Source organism: Vibrio pelagius, assembly GCF_024347575.1.
GTDB lineage: Bacteria > Pseudomonadota > Gammaproteobacteria > Enterobacterales > Vibrionaceae > Vibrio > Vibrio pelagius.
Map to the genome: position 1 here is coordinate 834,437 of NZ_AP025503.1, position 19,481 is coordinate 853,917.

15 protein-coding genes, 1 tRNA gene and 1 pseudogene are annotated in these 19,481 nt (G+C 45.2%); 10 read left to right on the forward strand and 7 right to left on the reverse strand.

From position 1 onward, the window contains the following. Positions 1-3 precede the first annotated feature (3 nt). The 6 genes from prmC to ybaK all read left to right on the forward strand — a co-directional run bounded on the left by prmC (position 4) and on the right by ybaK (position 5,741). Positions 4-858, forward strand: coding sequence for a peptide chain release factor N(5)-glutamine methyltransferase (gene prmC, locus vsple_RS03740; RefSeq protein ID WP_261882704.1), 855 nt, complete (start codon positions 4-6; stop codon positions 856-858). A 46-nt stretch (positions 859-904) separates the two neighbouring features. Next, on the forward strand, positions 905-1,288 hold the full coding sequence (locus vsple_RS03745) for a SirB2 family protein (protein ID WP_032550072.1): 384 nt from the start codon (positions 905-907) through the stop codon (positions 1,286-1,288). 69 nt (positions 1,289-1,357) lie between these two features. Continuing rightward, positions 1,358-2,167 carry a SirB1 family protein gene (locus vsple_RS03750; protein ID WP_255231255.1) on the forward strand — a complete coding sequence of 270 codons (810 nt, stop codon included), beginning with the start codon at positions 1,358-1,360 and terminating at the stop codon, positions 2,165-2,167. Between the two features lie 25 nt (positions 2,168-2,192). After that, positions 2,193-3,044 (forward strand): 3-deoxy-8-phosphooctulonate synthase, encoded by an 852-nt coding sequence (gene kdsA / locus vsple_RS03755; protein ID WP_032550074.1) that lies wholly within the window; start codon positions 2,193-2,195, stop codon positions 3,042-3,044. 460 nt (positions 3,045-3,504) lie between these two features. Continuing rightward, entirely contained in the window at positions 3,505-5,166 is a 1,662-nt protein-coding gene (gene ushA, locus vsple_RS03760; RefSeq protein ID WP_255231254.1) for a bifunctional UDP-sugar hydrolase/5'-nucleotidase UshA, read from the forward strand. 101 nt (positions 5,167-5,267) lie between these two features. Beyond that, entirely contained in the window at positions 5,268-5,741 is a 474-nt protein-coding gene (ybaK, locus tag vsple_RS03765; RefSeq protein ID WP_255231253.1) for a Cys-tRNA(Pro) deacylase, read from the forward strand. 256 nt (positions 5,742-5,997) lie between these two features. Here the strand turns inward: ybaK and rluF are convergent. The 3 genes and pseudogenes from rluF to vsple_RS03780 all read right to left on the reverse strand — a co-directional run. Further along, positions 5,998-6,913: pseudogene (gene rluF, locus vsple_RS03770) on the reverse strand (23S rRNA pseudouridine(2604) synthase RluF); the annotation flags it as partial. A gap of 139 nt (positions 6,914-7,052) precedes the next feature. Next, entirely contained in the window at positions 7,053-7,634 is a 582-nt protein-coding gene (gene smrA, locus vsple_RS03775; RefSeq protein WP_032550078.1) for a DNA endonuclease SmrA, read from the reverse strand. Between the two features lie 157 nt (positions 7,635-7,791). After that, on the reverse strand, positions 7,792-7,932 hold the full coding sequence (locus tag vsple_RS03780) for a DUF3149 domain-containing protein (RefSeq protein ID WP_004739790.1): 141 nt from the start codon (positions 7,930-7,932) through the stop codon (positions 7,792-7,794). A 255-nt stretch (positions 7,933-8,187) separates the two neighbouring features. On the opposite strand from vsple_RS03780, the gene vsple_RS03785 reads away from it, so the two are divergent. Beyond that, positions 8,188-8,264 (forward strand) — tRNA-Pro (locus vsple_RS03785). 427 nt (positions 8,265-8,691) lie between these two features. On the opposite strand, the gene vsple_RS03790 is transcribed toward vsple_RS03785, so the two are convergent. Beyond that, entirely contained in the window at positions 8,692-9,561 is an 870-nt protein-coding gene (locus tag vsple_RS03790) for a TraB/GumN family protein (RefSeq protein ID WP_261882706.1), read from the reverse strand. A 403-nt stretch (positions 9,562-9,964) separates the two neighbouring features. Here vsple_RS03790 and vsple_RS03795 point away from each other — a divergent pair, with 403 nt between their 5' ends. Continuing rightward, a complete protein-coding gene (locus vsple_RS03795) occupies positions 9,965-12,616 on the forward strand; it encodes a beta-N-acetylhexosaminidase (RefSeq protein ID WP_261883116.1) in 2,652 nt (883 codons plus the stop codon). Positions 12,617-13,119: 503 nt separating this feature from the next. Continuing rightward, positions 13,120-13,812 carry an oligogalacturonate-specific porin KdgM family protein gene (locus vsple_RS03800; protein ID WP_255231250.1) on the forward strand — a complete coding sequence of 231 codons (693 nt, stop codon included), beginning with the start codon at positions 13,120-13,122 and terminating at the stop codon, positions 13,810-13,812. Positions 13,813-14,051: 239 nt separating this feature from the next. On the opposite strand, the gene vsple_RS03805 is transcribed toward vsple_RS03800, so the two are convergent. Together vsple_RS03805 and vsple_RS03810 are read right to left on the reverse strand one after the other, a co-directional pair. Continuing rightward, the gene (locus vsple_RS03805) at positions 14,052-14,492 is read right to left on the reverse strand and encodes a DUF411 domain-containing protein (RefSeq protein ID WP_261882707.1); all 441 of its coding nucleotides are present in this window, start codon (positions 14,490-14,492) and stop codon (positions 14,052-14,054) included. A 22-nt stretch (positions 14,493-14,514) separates the two neighbouring features. Further along, positions 14,515-17,217 (reverse strand): heavy metal translocating P-type ATPase, encoded by a 2,703-nt coding sequence (locus vsple_RS03810; RefSeq protein WP_261882708.1) that lies wholly within the window; start codon positions 17,215-17,217, stop codon positions 14,515-14,517. 295 nt (positions 17,218-17,512) lie between these two features. Between vsple_RS03810 and gltX the strand changes: the two genes are divergently transcribed. Further along, complete coding sequence (gltX, locus tag vsple_RS03815; protein WP_255231247.1) at positions 17,513-18,940, forward strand: glutamate--tRNA ligase; 1,428 nt, start codon at positions 17,513-17,515, stop codon at positions 18,938-18,940. Between the two features lie 76 nt (positions 18,941-19,016). Here the strand turns inward: gltX and vsple_RS03820 are convergent, their stop codons facing one another. Beyond that, the gene (locus vsple_RS03820; RefSeq protein ID WP_261882709.1) at positions 19,017-19,481 is read right to left on the reverse strand and encodes an Sbal_3080 family lipoprotein; all 465 of its coding nucleotides are present in this window, start codon (positions 19,479-19,481) and stop codon (positions 19,017-19,019) included.

A 19,481-nucleotide genomic window follows, 5' to 3' on the forward strand; every position in this document is an offset into this window, starting at 1 on the left:
CCTATGCAATCTGCCTATACGGTTGAAAGTGCATTAAAAGCAGCAATCGTACAGCTTCAAGAGGGCGAGAACACTTCGCCCTCTATTGATGCTGCTGTGCTGCTTTGCCACACGCTTGATAAACCTCGTTCCTACCTTCTTACTTGGCCAGAAAAACATCTGACTCTCGAACAAGAACAGCATTTCAACGAACTGCTGACGCGCAGGCTCACCGGAGAACCAGTCGCGTATATTGTCGGTGAGCGAGAGTTTTGGTCGTTACCTTTGAAAGTTTCTCCTTCAACCTTGATTCCTCGACCTGATACTGAGCGTTTGGTTGAAGTCGCGTTGGATAAAACATTTGGTAAGACAGGTGACATCCTCGATTTAGGTACAGGGACAGGGGCGATTGCGTTGGCACTCGCATCTGAGATGCCTAACCGCAATGTGACTGGGATTGACCTGCGTCCTGAAGCGCAACAACTCGCTAGCGAGAATGCGGAACGCCTTAACATCACCAACACCACTTTTTTAAATGGCAGTTGGTTTGAACCGTTATCTGAAGACAGCCGCTTTTCGTTGATCGTATCGAATCCACCTTACATTGAGAAAGATGATCCACATCTGTCTCAAGGGGATGTGCGCTTCGAACCTATTACAGCGCTGGTTGCGGAAGAGAAAGGTTTAGCAGACATCAAGCATATTGCCGACCATGCTCGCTACTATCTAGAAGCCGATGGTTGGTTGGCATTTGAGCACGGTTACGATCAAGGAGATGCGGTTCGCGAGATCATGCAGGCCTTGGGCTATTTAGACGTCATGACAGAAAAAGACTATGGCGGCAATGATAGAGTCACTTTGGGACGCTATCTACCTTAGTGTCGGTGTTAGATAAAACGCAAATAAAAGAAATTAAAGGGATATCATGTACGAAGGTTTAAAACATTTTCACTTATTGACGGTTGGGCTTAGTGCTCTACTACTGTCAGTTCGCTACGCGCTTATGATGGCAAATTCTCCAATGCTTAAGCACCCATTCCTGCAACGCTTCCCACATATCAACGACTCACTACTGCTGTTGTCTGGTATTGGTCTGATCTTTATTACTGGTTTTATTCCATTTACCCCAGCAGCGCCTTGGCTAACAGAGAAACTGACTTGTGTTATGGCATACATCGCACTGGGCTTCTTTGCGCTTAAGTTCGGTAAAAACAAGTTGCTTAGAACCTTTTCGTTTTTCGGTGCGTTAGGTTGGTTGGCGATGGCAGGTAAGATTGCTGTTACTAAAGTGCCAACGTTCTTCGGCTAATTGTTTTCCTGTTTAGGTTAGTTATCTGCCTGTTTAGGTTAGTTATCTTAGTATTTCGGTTAATTATCTATGTACGAATTTTTTGACGAAGACTTTGACCAGCTAGAGCTGGTGGAAGGTGCTTTGATCTTAAATAAAGCGGTAAACCCTGAGACTCAAGACAAGTGGGCAGAGCTAGAACTGGCTCGACTGCTAAGCGATGCTGAGCAAGCATTGGTGCATGAGACAGATGAACAGCAAAAGTTTGAATCTTTTATCCGTCTGTTCTTTTATGAGTGGGGCTTTGCTGGAGATAAAGATGCGTATTTCTCTTCAGATAATGCGTTTATTGATAAAGTCCTAGAGCGCAAAAAGGGTGTACCGGTGAGCTTAGGTGCCATCTTCTTATATTTAGGACGTAAGTTGGGTTTCCCTGTTGATGGTGTCTCTTTCCCAACGCAATTCCTACTCAAGGTTACTTGGTACGATCAAGCTCCTGTCTACATCAACCCTTACAATGGTGAGTATGTTGGGCAACAAACCCTGCGCGCTTGGTTGATTGGTCATGATGGCCCGCTTGCTCAAGTGAAAAGCGAACATCTTGAAGTTGCTGATCACCCAACTATTATCGGTAAGTGGTTAGCACTTTTGAAAAGCGCGTTGCTGCGAGAAGAGCGCTATACTCTTGCACTAAAGTGTACTGATTTGGCGTTAACTTTTGTGCCAGATGATCCGTATGAAATTCGCGATCGTGGTTTTATCTATCAGCAACTGGATTGTCACCAAATCGCTGCGACTGATTATCAGTATTTTATTGACCAATGCCCAGATGACCCAGCGTCTGAGTTACTTAAATCTCAAGTGAACGCGATGAACGAAAAAGTCGTTGTGGTTCACTAATTAACAATTATCTAGAGAGAATATGATGGAACAGAAAACAGTTCACATTGGCGATATGCCAATTGCAAACGACAAGCCATTTACGCTATTTGCAGGTATGAATGTTCTTGAGTCTCGCGATCTAGCGATGCAGATCTGTGAACACTACGTAAAAGTGACTGAGAAGCTAGGTATCCCTTACGTATTTAAGGCGTCTTTTGATAAAGCGAACCGCAGCTCTGTACACTCTTACCGTGGTCCAGGCATGGAAGAAGGTCTTAAGATTTTCCAAGAGCTTAAAGACACGTTTGGCGTGAAAATCATCACGGATGTTCATACTGAAGCTCAAGCACAGCCAGTCGCAGACGTTGTTGATGTGATTCAGCTTCCTGCGTTCCTAGCTCGTCAAACTGACCTTGTTGAAGCGATGGCGAAAACAGGCGCTGTAATTAACGTGAAAAAGCCACAGTTCATGAGCCCTGGTCAAGTTGGCAACATCGTTGATAAGTTTGCTGAGTGTGGCAATGAGAACATCATCCTTTGTGAGCGTGGCTCGTGTATGGGTTACGACAACTTGGTTGTTGATATGCTTGGCTTTGGTGTGATGAAAAAAGCATCAAACGGCAGCCCAATTATCTTCGACGTGACTCACTCACTGCAGATGCGTGACCCTTCAGGCGCGGCATCAGGCGGTCGTCGTGAGCAGACTGTTGAACTTGCAAAAGCGGGTTTAGCGACAGGTATCGCTGGTCTGTTTATTGAAGCGCACCCGAACCCAGATCAAGCACGTTGTGATGGTCCGTCGGCACTACCATTGGACAAGCTAGAACCATTCCTAGCGCAAATGAAAGCACTTGATGATTTGATCAAAGGTTTCGATCATATCGACATTAAATAGTCGTAATTAAAGAACGAAAGCCGGCATTTGAGTCGGCTTTTTTGTGTCTATAATTTGTGTAGTTGTACTGAGGGACATTTGTCATTCCACACTGAAATGGCACTTATTGGTGTGTTATATTATAACAATAAGTGCTTGATAATAATTATAAATTTAGCTTAAGTTATCTTAACTTGTTGATTGGTTAATCAATATCACAAACGGCGCGTAAACGCATGAAAACGTTTGCCTGTGATCACTTATTGAATGAAATGCAACTTCGTTTGTTTGTTACACAATCGAAAGCTGATTAAGGTGATCTATCCTACATAAATATGAAATCACTCTGTTAGGTTTACCTTCTTAATTTAAACTACTTCAAGTTTTACTATCCTTTAACGATGTTTGCCAAACAAGCGTCCGTTTAATTGCGATGGCTTTAAAGCAGTGGATTCCCCCTAAAAAGTTCAAAGGTATGACAATGAAGCAACGCCTTATTCTAAAGACAGCACTCAGTGCTGCGATCCTAGCAACTCTTGCAGGTTGCGCATCTCAACCTGCTCAAGAGTGGGAAAACGATAAAACTTACAAGCTAACTGTTCTGCATACTAACGACCACCACGGTCGCTTCTGGCAGAATAAATACGGTGAGTACGGCATGGCCGCTCGTAAGACTCTAATCGACGAGCTTCGTGAGGAGATTCGTGCGGAAGGTGGTAGCGTGCTGCTTCTATCTGGTGGTGACATCAACACAGGTGTACCAGAGTCAGATCTACAAGATGCCGAACCAGATTTTAAAGGTATGAACAAGATTGGTTACGATGCAATGGCGTTGGGTAACCACGAGTTTGATAACTCTTTAGACGTACTCGCTAAACAGATCGATTGGGCGAACTTCCCAATGCTATCTGCAAACATCTATGATAAAGCGACCGGTGAGCGCAAGTTCCAAGCTTACGAAATGTTTGAAAAGCAAGGTATTAAGATTGCTGTTATTGGTCTAACGACAGAAGACACCGCTAAGATCGGTAATCCTGAATTTATTGCTGGCATTGACTTCCGTGATCCAAAAGAAGAAGCGAAAAAGCTGATTGCTGAACTGAAAGAGACAGAAAAGCCGGATCTTATCTTCGCAGTTACTCACATGGGTCACTACGAAAACGGTCAACGTGGTGTTAATGCACCGGGTGACGTTGCTCTAGCTCGCTACCTAAACGAAGGCGACCTAGATATGATCGTTGGTGGTCACTCTCAAGAGCCTGTATGTATGGAAGGCCCGAACGTAGCGAAGAAAAACTTCAAGCCAGGTGACGAGTGTAAGCCGGATGTACAAAACGGTACTTACATCGTTCAAGCTCACGAGTGGGGTAAATACGTAGGCCGTGCTGACTACGAATTCCGTAATGGCGAACTAGAGATGGTAAGCTACGACCTGATCCCAGTTAACTTGAAGAAGAAGGTTAAGATCGACGGTAAGAAACAACGTGTTCTTATCCAAGATGAGATTGCACAAGATCCAGAACTACTAGAGTTCCTACGTCCGTTCCAAGAACAAGGCCAAGCACAGCTTGAAGTTAAGATTGCTGAAACGAATGGCAAACTTGAAGGTGATCGTAACGTTGTTCGTTTCCAACAAACAAACCTTGGTCGTCTGATCGCAACATCTCACATGGAGCGTGCTAAAGCTGACTTCGCTGTGATGAACTCTGGTGGTGTTCGTGACTCTATCGAAGCGGGTGAAGTGACGTACAAAGACGTATTAACGGTTCAACCATTTGCAAACATCCTAACTTACACTGACATGACGGGTGCTGAAGTACTGGATTACCTAAATGTTGTTGCAACGAAACCAATCGACTCTGGCGCTTACGCTCAGTTCGCTGGTATCTCAATGACAGTAGAAAATGGCAAGGTTTCTAACGTATTCATCGGTGGTAAGCAACTTCGTCTAGACGAAACGTACCGTTTCACTGTACCAAGCTTCAACGCTGCGGGCGGCGACGGTTACCCTAAACTAACGGGTCACCCAGGTTACGTAAACACTGGTTTTGTTGACGCTGAAGTACTAAAAGAGTACCTAGAAGCAAACAGCCCAGTAGACGTAAACGCGTACGCACCATCTGGTGAAATGGTTTACAAATAATTAGGTAAATCGAGGGTTTAGATTGACTCTCAGCGCCTGATAATTTTAACTAAAGCGATGCTTCGGCATCGCTTTTTGTTTATCTGATATTTGGAAAAACCATGACACCGGCCATCAATCTTGCAAAGAAGAAAAAAGTTACTCATACCATCCATCAGTATGACCACGATCCAAGCCACGACAGTTATGGGTTAGAGGCTGTGGAAGCGTTGGGACAAGACCCAAAGAAAGTCTTTAAAACACTACTTTTCTGCTTGAATGGTGTTGCCAAAGATCTCGCGGTCGCCGTGATTCCTGTCGACCAGAAGCTGAACCTGAAACTGGCAGCGAAAGCGGCGAAAGGTAAGAAAGCTGAGATGGCCAACCCGGATATTGCGCAGAAGACAACGGGTTATGTCGTTGGTGGAATTAGCCCTCTTGGTCAAAAGAAGGCGCTACCAACTTTCATCCACTCCAGTGCAGAACCTCAAGATACCATCTGTGTTAGCGCGGGCAAACGAGGTTTAGAGATTGAGTTGGCGCCAAGCGACCTTGCCAAACTGACTCGAGCTCAGTTTGTCGATTTGTGTCTGTAGTCGACTCACATACTCTCTTCGAATACAAAAATGCCCACTAGAGTTAGTGGGCATTTTTATTATTCAGCTTGCTACTTCTTGAGGCTTAATGTGCCGCCAACGCGTTTCTTCGGCGCTTGGTTTGTCTCTTGTCTGCGAACGTTTGTCGGCTTGCTATGAGAACGAGAAGGCGCTTTACCACGGTTGTTATTACGCTCTTGGTCTTGGCGATTCGTACGTTGACGCTCACCACTTTGTTGGTCGTCACCGTGAGATGGACGTTTACCACGCTTAGAGTTTGGCGCATGACGGAATTCATCGGCATTATTACCTTTGAAGGTACGTGGGCGGTTCTCTTTCTGATTACGACGCGCTCTAGAGCCTTGGTTCTCTTCTCGGCTATCAAACAGTTTTGCATCGGTTGCTTTGCGAATGCGTTGACCTTTAGCGTTTAGTTTCGACGCTTCTTCTGTGCTCACTGAGCCTTCACACATTGCCAAGATTTCCGCGATCTCGTCATCACTTAGGTAGCGCCATTTACCGTTAGGAATACCATCAAGGGAGATGTTCATGATACGCACGCGACGCAGCTTGAATACCTCGTAACCTAAGGCTTCACACATACGACGAATCTGACGGTTCAAGCCTTGAGTTAAAGTAATACGGAAAGAGAACTTGGTCTCTTTTTCCACCTTACATGGCAGGGTAACGGTATCTAGGATCGGTACGCCTGACGCCATTTTCTTCAAGAACTCGCCTGTGATTGGTTTATCAACACGAACCACGTACTCTTTCTCGTGGTTGTTGCCGGCACGAAGGATCTTGTTGACGATATCGCCATCGTTGGTCAAGAAAATCAAGCCGTCTGAAGGTTTATCAAGACGACCAATAGGGAAGATACGTTTATGGTGGCCCACAAAGTCGACAATGTTCCCTGGGATATCACGTTCAGTAGTACAAGTGATACCGGTTGGCTTGTTTAGAGCGATATAGATAGGCTTCTCTTTCGAGCGAACAGGTTTGCCATCAATCTCTACGTCATCACCAGGTAGGACTTTTGTGCCCATTTCTGGAGTCTTGCCATTAATGGTGACACGGCCAGCATCAATTAGCTTGTCAGCTTCACGGCGTGAGCAAAAGCCAGTTTCACTGATGTATTTATTGAGACGTTTCGCTTGGGATTCTTGTGACATGATTTTCTCTTAGCGTTTCACAACGGAATATAGGTAAACAAAAAGCAACTACCGAGTAGTTGCTTTCTGAGTATGTATCTTTAACTGCGCATAATTTTAGCATCTAGTGTGAGCTTGAGCACGAATTAAATTTCCTGAGCTAACTCATGCGCTTCTGATGTCTTTCTCGGTTTTCTAACTTTTTATCGTCACTTTTTCTTAGCATCACATACACCGCCCCCGTGCCGCCATGGAACTGCTGCGCAGAGTGAACACATTGCACGTCATTAATCTGCGAGAGCCAGTTTGCCACGTAGCTTTTCATCATCGCTGGTGGGTTAGAGCGTTCACCCTTGCCGTGAACAATAATCACAGTACGAATATCCATACGTAGACATTGACGCAAGAAAGAGAGGATCTCGTTCCGTGCATCTTTAAGCGTTTTGCGGTGCAGGTCGAGCTTGGCCTGAATTGGGTATTTTCCTAAGCGCAGCTTTTTATATACGCCATCTTGCACGCCATCTTTCTTGTACTCCACGATATCTTCAGGTTTCAGCATCGGAGAGTAGTCTAGAGAGAGGTAATCTTTTTCATCGTCAGAGAGCCACATTGCCGCTTCGCGCTTAGCAAGGTGAGACTCGGTGACTCGGTGAACTTTTTGATGCTCCGCGGTATCTTGGTCAATACGCTTAACGTCGCCCATCATTTGTTGGAATAGATCTAGGTCGTCATCATGAGACATAGTGGTTATCTCAAGTTGGAGAGGGATAAAGAAAGTATACCTAAGTTATGGGGTGGTTCAAAAACGAAAAAACCGGAGCAGACAATATTAGTCAGCTCCGGTGCAAAGCATCTTTAAGTCCCAACTTAAACAGGTTGGTGATTAAGGCTTGGCGACTCTAGTGAGGAGATTTGTCGGTCATAACCTTGTAAATGAAGAAGCCTCCATAAAACATCATGAGACCAAGAGCCCCGAAGATTACTATCATTGAAGATAGTCCCACTGCATTACCAAATAGGAGATCTAGCCAAAAGTCCATGTGTATACCTCAAAGTTATGTGACACGTATAATTCTATTAACTGAACCTATCGGTTTACTGATCTGGATCAATCCTGTTGCATAAGTTAAATCTTTGTTGGTGAGTGTGTGTATTTGGTCACATTCTCATCGTGCTTGGTTGTCTTTTGTTCGAACGGTATAATATTGAAGGAAATAATGAAAAAAGCGCTTGCGGATAAACTCAGATTCCGTATTATACGCTCCATCGACAGGCAATGAGCCAGTTAGATATCTCGGTGAATAGCGCAGCTTGGTAGCGCATCTGGTTTGGGACCAGAGGGTCGGGGGTTCGAATCCCTCTTCACCGACCACTTTTAGAAAGCCTGCTCAATGAGCAGGTTTTCGTCGTTTTAGGGTAAGGGAAAGGAATAGAACCCAAATGGGGTTCGTCTGATGTTCAAAACACGCTCTTCACCGACCATTTTTAGAAAGCCTGCTCAATGAGCAGGCTTTCGTCGTTTTAGGATGTAGGAAATAGGAATAGAACCCAAATGGGGTTCGCCTGATGTTCAAAACACGCTCTTCACCGACCACATTAAAGAAAGCCGTAGCCCTCCTTATAATAGATAGGGGCTACGGCTTTTTTGCATTCTAACGGATATGTCATTCCCTAGAGCGGCGAAGGAGCGAGTAGGGAATCTTCTTCCATCTTCAAAAGAAAGGACTGACCCCTAAGGTCAACCCTTAACATAATTGGATACGAAATATCATCACTCGATGAATGACTTACGACAGCTGCTATTTCACTTCGCATTGCGTCTGTTCACTCTTCGACAACTGAACCACTTCAAAACCGCGTGCCTTCAACAAGTCGATAAGACTCTGTTCTCCAATAAGATGCATTGCACCAACCACAACTAAATACGTTGCCTCTTGTTTTAGCTTCCAATTGTTACTGCTCAGCTTATCAGCCCAGTCATGATTGCGATCGGTAAGAAACGCTGCGGTTAGCTCCGGTGACATGGCGGCCAGTTCTGCGAGACGCTCTAGGTTTTTCTTGTCTCCCGCTTTCCAACTATCGATCAAGCAGCGGGTTGCCTCGCCCGTTTCATCAAACTCTTCAATAGAGCTCAGCAGCAGCTCTTTGCCTCCCTCTCCACCTTGAGCAATCAAATCAATCTGGAACTGCAATGACTCTAAGGTAATAAGAGGCTTATTAAGCTGTTGTGCAAGAGCAGCAACGTGAGCGTCGACACCAAACTGCGGCAGATAACCTAGTTGCTCAAACTGCTTCATTTGGATTGTGAGTGCTGTAGCCCACGGTGGTGAAAGTAACATTTGCTGATGCGGTAAGTTGAGAGATTGGGTGATCTGTTTAAATTGCGCCTGTTGAGTGTCATCGAGCACATCAGCGGTTGTGATTGTTGTCGAAGGGTACTTTAAGCCTCCGGTCTGTTTGAGGTCTGCCTCCAAGATAAGTCCATTACTGCGTTTAAGTGCATTGTTGATTGGATTAGGAAGCGGGTACATGGATTCATCGCCGGCATGCACAGAGCCAAAAATGATGAACTCAAGTTGACCTTTTTTCGCCTGCCAGAAGAGAGGCTCTGCGATTGCGGTCGAGCACGCTGTACAGAAGAGAACAATAAAGCTGAGTATTTGGCGCACATTGGCTCCTTAATTGATTGTAGTCGCTCGTTAAAATCCATTTTGACGTTGGTTTTTAACGTAATTTTATTAGAGATTAATCACGTTATAGCGATAAAAAATCCGCTCATTGATTTGACTTTAAAAATATCACAGCGAAATGCGGTGAGTAATCTATCAATTTTGTCTTAGAATCTGTGAAGTGATTCCCAATATTTACGTCAAAACAAAAATGACGGATTGTTCGTTGTGTTTAAGTTTATGATTTAAAAGCTTTTATATTTTTATTTCCCATCGACGTTTGAAGTTGATCACCTTCTTGCTTCGATTTAATTCACGGCAAAAAATAACGTCATATAGTGAATTTATCTTTTGGAGGTGCACTTATTTGCTTCCACACAATTTTAACTTATGGGTGAATATGATGTTGAAGAGAAACTTATTATCAGTCGCAGTTTTAGTCGGGTTAACAGGATGTGCTGTTACACAATCGACAGAGCAACAAGTCGTGAATACATTGGCGGACAATCTTGATGTTCAATATGAGGTGTTGACGAATCATGGTGCGAATGAAGGTCTCGCATGTCAGGACTTAGGCGCAGAATGGGCATCTTGTAATAAGGTAAACATGACGCTAGTTAACCAAGGTGACGCGGTTGACTCTAAAGATTGGGCTATCTACTTTCACAGTATTCGTCTGATTCTGGATGTTGATAATGAGCAGTTTAAAATTACTCGTGTAACAGGAGACCTACACAAACTAGAACCTACAGATAAGTTTGATGGTTTTGCTGCGGGCGAAGAAGTTGTCCTTCCGCTGGTTGGTGAATACTGGCAGCTCTTTGAAACTGACTTCATGCCAGGCGCGTTTGTTGCTGCACCAAACGCAGAGCCTAAGATGATCACTTCTCTTAACACAGAAGACGTTGCCTCTTTCGTGACTGGCCTTGAGGGTAACAACCTAAAACGTACGCCAGATGACAACAATGTATTTGCAAACGCTGTGTCTCGTTTCGAGAAGAACGAAGACCTAGCAAAACAAGACGTATCAACCACGTTACTACCAACGCCAATGTCTGTTGAAGCAGGTAAAGGTACGGTAAATATCGCGGCGGGTATTGCGCTGCCTAAAGACGCATTCGATGCGACTCAGTTTGCAGCAATTCAAGATCGTGCAGAAGTGGTAGGTGTGGATGTTCGTGGTGATCTTCCTGTAAGCATCACTGTTGTTCCTGCAGACTTCACCGGTGAATTAGCAAAATCTGGTGCTTACGAAATGAGCATCAAAGGCGACAGTATTGTGATTAAAGCGTTCGACCAAGCAGGTGCTTTCTACGCAGTACAATCTATCTTTGGCCTGGTAGATAGCCAAAATGCTGATTCTCTACCACAACTGTCTATTAAAGATGCGCCGCGTTTTGATTACCGTGGTGTGATGGTGGACGTGGCTCGTAACTTCCACTCTAAGGACGCAATCCTTGCAACGCTTGACCAAATGGCAGCGTACAAGATGAACAAACTACACCTTCACCTAACGGATGATGAAGGCTGGCGTTTAGAAATCCCGGGTCTGCCTGAGCTGACTGAAGTGGGTGCTAACCGTTGTTTCGATTTGGAAGAGAAAAGCTGTTTACTGCCTCAGCTTGGCTCAGGTGCAACGACAGACAACTTTGGTTCTGGCTTCTTCAGCAAAGCAGACTACGTGGACATCTTGAAGTACGCGAAAGCGCGTAACATCGAAGTGATTCCTGAAATCGATATGCCAGCGCACGCTCGTGCAGCAGTGGTATCAATGGAAGCACGTTACGACCGTCTAATGGAAGAAGGTAAAGAAGCAGAAGCGAACGAGTACCGCCTGATGGATCCTCAAGATACATCGAACGTAACGACGGTTCAGTTCTACAACAAGCAAAGCTTCATCAATCCATGTATGGAATCTTCCACTCGCTTCGTTGATAAGGTGATTTCAGAAGTAGCAGCAATGCACCAAGAGGCTGGCGCACCTTTAACTACATGGCATTTCGGTGGTGACGAAGCGAAGAACATCAAGCTAGGCGCTGGCCTGCAAGACATCAACGCAGAAGAGAAAGTGAGCTGGAAGGGTAACATTGATTTGTCCGAGCAGGACAAGCCATTCGCACAGTCTCCACAATGTCAGACTCTGATTGCTGACGGTACGGTAAGCGACTTTGGTCACTTACCAAGCCACTTTGCTGAAGAAGTGTCGAAGATGGTGGCAGAGAAAGGCATTCCAAACTTCCAAGCTTGGCAAGATGGTCTTAAATACAGTGAAGGTGAGAAAGCGTTCGCAACAGAAAATACGCGTGTTAACTTCTGGGACGTTCTTTACTGGGGTGGCACGTCATCAGTGTATGAGTGGTCTAAGAAAGGTTACGACGTGATCGTTTCTAACCCAGACTACGTGTACATGGACATGCCATACGAAGTTGACCCGAAAGAGCGTGGTTACTACTGGGCAACACGTGCAACAGATACTCGTAAGATGTTTGGCTTTGCACCAGAGAACATGCCTCAGAACGCAGAAACCTCTGTAGACCGCGATGGTAACGGCTTCACTGGTAAAGGTGAAATCGAAGCGAAACCTTTCTACGGTCTATCAGCACAGCTTTGGTCTGAGACAGTACGTAACGACGAGCAATACGAGTACATGGTATTCCCTCGCGTACTAGCAGCCGCTGAGCGTGCATGGCACCGTGCTGATTGGGAAAACGACTACAAAGTGGGTGTTGAATATTCGCAAAACTCTAACCTAGTAGACAAAGCTGCGCTAAACCAAGACTACAACCGCTTTGCGAACGTACTTGGCCAACGCGAACTGGCTAAATTAGAAAAAGCGGGTATCGACTACCGCCTACCTGTACCAGGTGCGAAAGTTGAAGCGGGTAAACTGGCAATGAACGTTCAGTTCCCAGGTGTAGAGCTGCAATACTCTGTGGATGGTGAAACTTGGCTAACGTACGACGACAATCAGCGACCAAGCGTTGAAGGTGAAGTTTATATCCGCTCTATCTCAGAAAGTGGCGAGCGAGCGAGCCGAGTGACCTCGGTAAAGTAAACACACAATAAAGTTTAATGACAAAACTCCCTTTTCATAGGGAGTTTTTTTGTTGCTGAATACTCGATCTGTTTAAAGTGGGGTTGCGAGGTTAGGTGGCTGTTGAAGATTATGATTTGGCTCTGATTCATCATCATGGTGATGAAGCTCTCATTATTTTTGCTAAAAAATAAGTCTGCTATAAAAAAGTCTCAAATCAGTGTGATTGAACGACTCAAAACCGTTTGAAGATCTGATATTTGTGTGATCTAAAGGGGTTTTTAGTTTATAAGTACGGTTTTTATCAATTTTTACTTTTTATAAGTAATTGAATACAAAGTTAAAAATAACTTGTTGTTTTTTGACGGTGAGGAAGATCACTGAGATGACTCTTTTATTTTGAAACAAAAATTAATTCGAGCAACATAGATTTCATGCCAGGGAGGCAACCCATTACTCAAGCGGCGAAGGTGAATGATGTACCAAAGATATGCCGCTGAAAAATCAAACTAAGGCAGTTTACTATGAAAAAAATTATCGCTCTAAGTGCTCTATCTCTTGCTTTCTCTTCTAGTGCTTTTGCTGGTTCTTCTTACGTAACAGGTAACATTCAGCTCCATGATGACGGTCGTATTCACGGTTCTGACATGACTTCAACACTCGAAGCAGGTCATACGTTTGATAATTCTCTAGGGGGCTTAACTGTTTACACTGAGTTTGATGGTATCCAACTGGGTAAACTTGAGTCTGAAAATGGCGGTGCAGGTAATACAACTCCGGGTATTACCGTAGGCGGTGAGCAATCTTTCAACATTACTGACAATCTATGGGTTGCGGCGGGTTACCAGCATCTATTCTCTGCAGGTGAAAGCATTCAGTACCGTCCTCTTGTAAAGATTGGCTACAACTTCGATAACGGTATTTCGATCAGCAACCGCACACGTGCTCATATTGATGCAACTTCTAACGATGATAAAACAGATTATCGCATGGACAACCGCATCGGCTACACAGTTAACGATGATCTTGCGCTTAGCTACAACAACGTTTACATGATCGAAGCTGAAGCAATGGACCACGAGTTGCGTGCAACATGGACTCGTCAAGGTGTCCAACCTTACTTTGAGTTCCGTAGCCAAGCTAACGGTGTAGATTTCGCAAATGGTGACTCTAAGCAGAACAACGCATTCGTATTCGGTGCTTCTTACGGCTTCTAATTGAGTTCTAGCGGCAAGAGGGTGCTCTTGTCGGCTCTATGCACAGCTGAGTGCAGAAGGGGGATTTAGCATCAACAGCCTAGTTGGTGCTATAAAATTTGCTTTACTGTCCAAAGCAAAGAGCCTAGTTTGCAATCTAAGTCTTAGGTTAGTCTAATTCTTAGGTGTGTAGTGACTAGGCTCTATTTTTCGTTATAGGCTGGCAGCGCTCAGTGTTACTCGCTTTAGCGAAAGGACGTTTAGTTGCCTTTGTAGTGGCGATACTCGAACACCTGACCTTTCTCATTGAAAGCGTATACCGAATACTCATCCTTTTGGTCGCCATACTCCATACCTGGTGATCCCATCGGCATCCCCGGAACGGCAAGACCAATAGCATTGCGTGGTGGGTTATCTAAGAAAGCTTTGATGTCATCAGCAGGGATGTGACCTTCGAATACATAGCCATCGATCTCAGCTGTATGGCAAGAGGCGAGCTCTGGTGCTACGCCAAGTTTTTGCTTAACCGCGTTCATGTTGTCGTGGAGCTTTTCTGTTACTGTAAATCCAGCTTCTTGCATGTGAACGGTCCAATCTGTACAGCAGCCACAGTAAGGAGATTTGTGATTAAGCACGTTGGCAGCCAATGCTTGTCCAGACATAAAAGTAAGTGCCGTGAGAGTGAGAACTTTACGAATCATGGTGTACCTCATAAAGATAAAATTATTGGTTTTTATTGTCGGTGGTTTTGAATAGTCGTAAGCGGTTTGCGTTGCTTACAACGGTTATGGAAGATAGAGCCATCGCAGCTCCCGCCACCACTGGGCTCAATAAGAACCCGAAAAATGGATAAAGCACACCCGCAGCAATTGGAATGCCGAGCGAATTATAAACAAAAGCTCCAAATAGGTTTTGTTTCATATTCTTCACCGTAGCTTGCGATAACTCAATCGCGTTGCTTACCGAAACCGGAGAAGAGTTAAGCAGTGTCATTTGTGCACTTTCGATGGCGACATCGCTACCACTGCCCATTGCGATACCGACATCGGCTTGAGCAAGCGCGGGCGCATCATTGATACCATCGCCAACCATCGCAACTTGATAATAGCGCTGTTGCAGCTTGACGATATGTTCTGCTTTTTGGTCAGGTAGTACGTCGGAGATGACATCATCAATTCCTAATTGAGCGCCAATTGCTTGAGCGACCGCTTGGTTGTCACCAGTCAGCAGCACAGTATGAACACCGCGATTTTGTAATTGTTGAATCGCTAACTTACTGTCGCTTTTCAATGTGTCAGAAACGCCGATAATGCCTTCTAGCTGATGGTTTTTAGAGACAAAAATAGGAGTCCAGGCAGCTTGGTTACACGCTTCAATTGCGCTCACTGCAGTCTCAAGCTGGATACCGAGACTCTTCATAAAGCTGAGCGATCCCACTTGCACCCATTGGTCATCAATCTTGGCTTTGATACCTTGACCGCGTAGGTTTTCAAACTCTGAAACTGGCTGGATCTCAAGGCTTAAAGACTGGGCATGCTGACATATCGCTTTAGCCAGTGGATGCTCTGAAGCAACCTCTAAAGAGTAAGCGAGAGTCATGAGTTCAGCTTCAGTGGTGTTGTAACTAAACACCTGTTGTACTTGGGGTTTGCCCTCGGTCAAGGTGCCCGTTTTATCAAACACTACTGCATCAACCTTGCTTGCAGATTGCAGTACATCGGCATCTTTAATCAGTATGCCTAGTTCGGCTGCTTTGCCTACACCTACGGTGACTGATAGAGGTGTTGCCAACCCAAGTGCACAAGGACAAGCGATGATAAGAACTGTGGTTGAGACAACCAGCATGTAACTTGCGCTAGGTTCAGGACCGAAAACAAACCAAACCCCAGCGGCAATAGCGGCAATCGCGACAACAACAGGCACAAATACTGCCGAAATAGAGTCGGCTAATTTGGCAATAGCAGGTTTAGTGCTCTGTGCCTGTCGAACCATCTGAATAATACGAGCAAGCATAGTGCTAGAACCTGTACCCGTCGTTTCTATTACAAGGGTGCCGTCACCATTAATAGTGCCCGCTGAGACCTTGTCTGCAGCTTTCTTAATGTTCGGTAGAGGTTCGCCAGTAAGCATCGACTCATCGACATACGATTCGCCCGAGACAACAACACCATCGATCGGCATCTTTTCACCGGGCTTCACTCGAATCTGCATACCGACTTCAATAGCTTCCACGGCAATAGACTGCTCTTTGCCATCAATAATCGCGGTCGCTTGTTGAGGTTGAAGGTTAATTAGGGCCTGCAATGATTGGGTGGTACGAGCCTTAGCTTTGGCCTCAATATAGTGCCCTAGAGAGATAAGACCGATGATCATTGCGCTCGCTTCAAAATAGACATGACGTGACGCTTGCGGGAACCAGCTTGGTGCGATGACGACCAACATTGAATACAACCATGCAGCACCCGTGCCGAGAGCGACCAAGGTGTCCATGGTTGCTCGTTTATGCTGTAAAGATTGCCATGCATTGATAAAGAATTGTCGACCCGAGGTCGCAAGTAGTACCAAGCAGATGAACCCCATCAAGCCCCAACCGATCTGGTCATTGGTACTTTCGATCATCATGCTACCGCCGAATAATCCCCATGCCATCATAGGCACACCCAGAGCCAATGCTGAGATCGAGTTGATCAAAAACGATCGCTGAAGCTTCGTATGCTGACGCTGCTGCTGTTCTTGCTGAGTCTGAGCATCTTCTACAAAGTCCGCTTGATAGCCAGCATCTTTTACGGCTTGCAGAAGCGGTTGTTCTATCTGATCACGGCTGCTCGAACTAAAGACGAGCGCGGTTTGCTCGGCGAGGTTAACTTGAACTCGTTCGATATGATTAACAGACTTAAGCGCTTTTTCGACTGAAGAGACACAGCTAGCACAGGTCATGCCCTGTAAAACTAGGTGATACGCGTGTGCTTGCTCCGTTGAATCCTGAACCGGAGTATTCTCTGAGTTAGCTTCTTTTCTATCTTCAACGGTGTCAGTGTCTTCTGAATATGGGCGTGCTTGATAACCTACTGCCTCTACACACTCGATAACCTCTTCCTCAGAAAGCTGGGTGGTTAGTGTCAGTTCTGTTTTAGAGACATCGAACGTGCCAATTTGCGGGTGTTCTCGTAGCGCCGATGTGAGTTTGTTGACGCACTTGCCGCAGTTTAAGCCAGACAGAGATAAGTGCCACTGATGACCAATAGAATAACCCAGCGTACCGATTAGCTCTGAAATCTCGCGATAACTTAAAGGTGTCACCACATCAATATAGGTCGGAGACAAGTCGTTGATGTCGGTATTCTCGACGTCACTGAGTAAGTTACGCACTTTTTTTGCGCAACCCATGCAGTTTAAGCCGTTCAATGGGGTCATGTAGTGGTTCATAGTGATACTCCAATTCTCATCTATGGCTAAACATAAACCTTCCCGTAAGGGTAAGGTCAATATTCTTTCTTAAAATTTTGCTGAGACGGACGTACTGAGGCGTGGAAGTGGGTGTCTGTTGCTATCATCACTCAACTTGAAGGTAAGGTTTCTATGAAGAACCGAGTATTTATCGCTCACTACTGATTGTAGAATTGAATGGGAGTGATAAAATAGCGCCCAAATTTTAGGACTGGTGAGTAGGGATCTATCCACCAGACACTGAACTGATCACCTACACAATCAAGGTATTTAAATGACGGTTAAAACTCGTTTTGCTCCTAGCCCAACTGGCTATCTTCACGTTGGTGGTGCACGTACTGCACTTTACTCTTGGCTATTCGCTAAAAACCAAGGCGGTGAATTCGTTCTACGTATCGAAGACACAGACTTGGAGCGTAACTCTCAAGAAGCGGTAGATGCAATTCTAGAGGGCATGCAATGGATGGGTATGGAGTGGGACGAAGGCCCTTACTTCCAATCTAAGCGTTTTGATCGTTACAACGAAATGGTTGATAAGCTACTTGCTGAAGACAAAGCATACAAATGTTACGCGTCTAAAGAGCTGCTTGACGAAATTCGTGCAGAGCAAGAAGCAAACAAAGAGATGGCTCGCTACGATGCAAACCACCCTAAAGTTGTTGCAGCGAACGCAGCAGCAAAAGAAGGTGATGCGTGCGTTATCCGTTTCCGCAACCCGAAAGAGGGCAGCGTAGTATTTGAGGACCAAATCCGTGGTCGTATTGAAATTGCTAACAGCCAACTTGATGATCTAATCATTCGTCGTACAGACGGCGCTCCTACTTACAACTTCGTAGTAGTAGTGGATGACTGGGACATGGGTATCACACACGTTGTTCGTGGTGAAGACCACATCAACAACACACCTCGTCAAATCAACATCTATGAAGCACTGGGCGCGCCAGTTCCAACATTCGCTCACTGTGCAATGATCCTAGGTGATGACGGTGCGAAACTGTCTAAGCGTCACGGTGCTGTATCAGTAATGCAATACCGCGATGAAGGTTACCTACCAAACGCACTAAACAACTACCTAGTACGTTTAGGTTGGTCTCACGGTGACCAAGAGATCTTCTCTCAAGAAGAGATGATTAACCTATTCAGCCTAGATGCAATCAGCAAGTCTGCGTCTGCGTTCAACACTGAAAAACTACTTTGGTTGAACAACCACTACATCAAGACTTCTGAGCCTGAGTACGTTGCAAAATACCTGCAATGGCACCTAGACGAGCAGAAGATTGATACAGCAAACGGCCCAGCTATCACAGAAGTGATTAAGCTAGTCGGCGAGCGTTGTAACACGCTGATCGAACTTGCAGAGCAATCTCGTTACTTCTACGAAGATTTCTCTGAGTTTGAAGCGGGTGCGGCGAAGAAGCACTTACGTGGTGTTGCTAAAGGTCCACTAGAGCTTGCTCTTGCTAAAGTTGAAGCGCTTGAAGAGTTCACAACAGCAAACATCAAAGACGGTGTGATCGCAGCAGTCTGTGAAGAGCTAGAGATCGGCATGGGTAAAATCGGTATGCCACTTCGCGTAGCAGTGACAGGTGGCGGTCAGTCTCCTTCTGTGGATGCTGTGATGGAGCTTGTTGGTAAAGAGCGCGTTATCGCTCGCATCAAGATGGCTCTTGAGTTCATCGCAGAGCGTGAAGCTAACGCTTAATTGAGCAATTATTAGATTCAAAAAAGGGTCAGTAACTTGGTTACTGACCCTTTTTATTTAACTGAAACTTTTAAAATTACAGTTTCTCATCGGCAATCATTTGAGTCGCTTCTTGAGCTGTCTTCTTGTCAAATAAGATGTCCATCATCGCTTTGATGCGTTCCATATCATCGCCGAACTTAGATAAGTTGGCACTATTTGGCGCTTTAAACTCAACGTTACCGACGCGCTTTTGGCCTTGGTAAGCTGAGATCTTGGCGTCTGCGACGAAGGTTCTAAAATCCCAACTCCAGCGAGAGACATAGTCTAAGGTGACTTCTTCAGGCTTGTGTTCAGAGCCATCTGTGACAACCTTACACTTCACTTGGTTGTTCAAACACCAGTCAAGCATAGAATCAAGAAACACAGAACGTGTCTTGGTGTCTTCTACAATCGTGACGTTTTCAATACTGTTTGCGTCTGGCAGAGCGTTGCCTGAGTATTTAGGCGCGCTACAACCAGCCAGTAGTGCAACGGCGAATAGGATTAGGGCGTTTTTCAT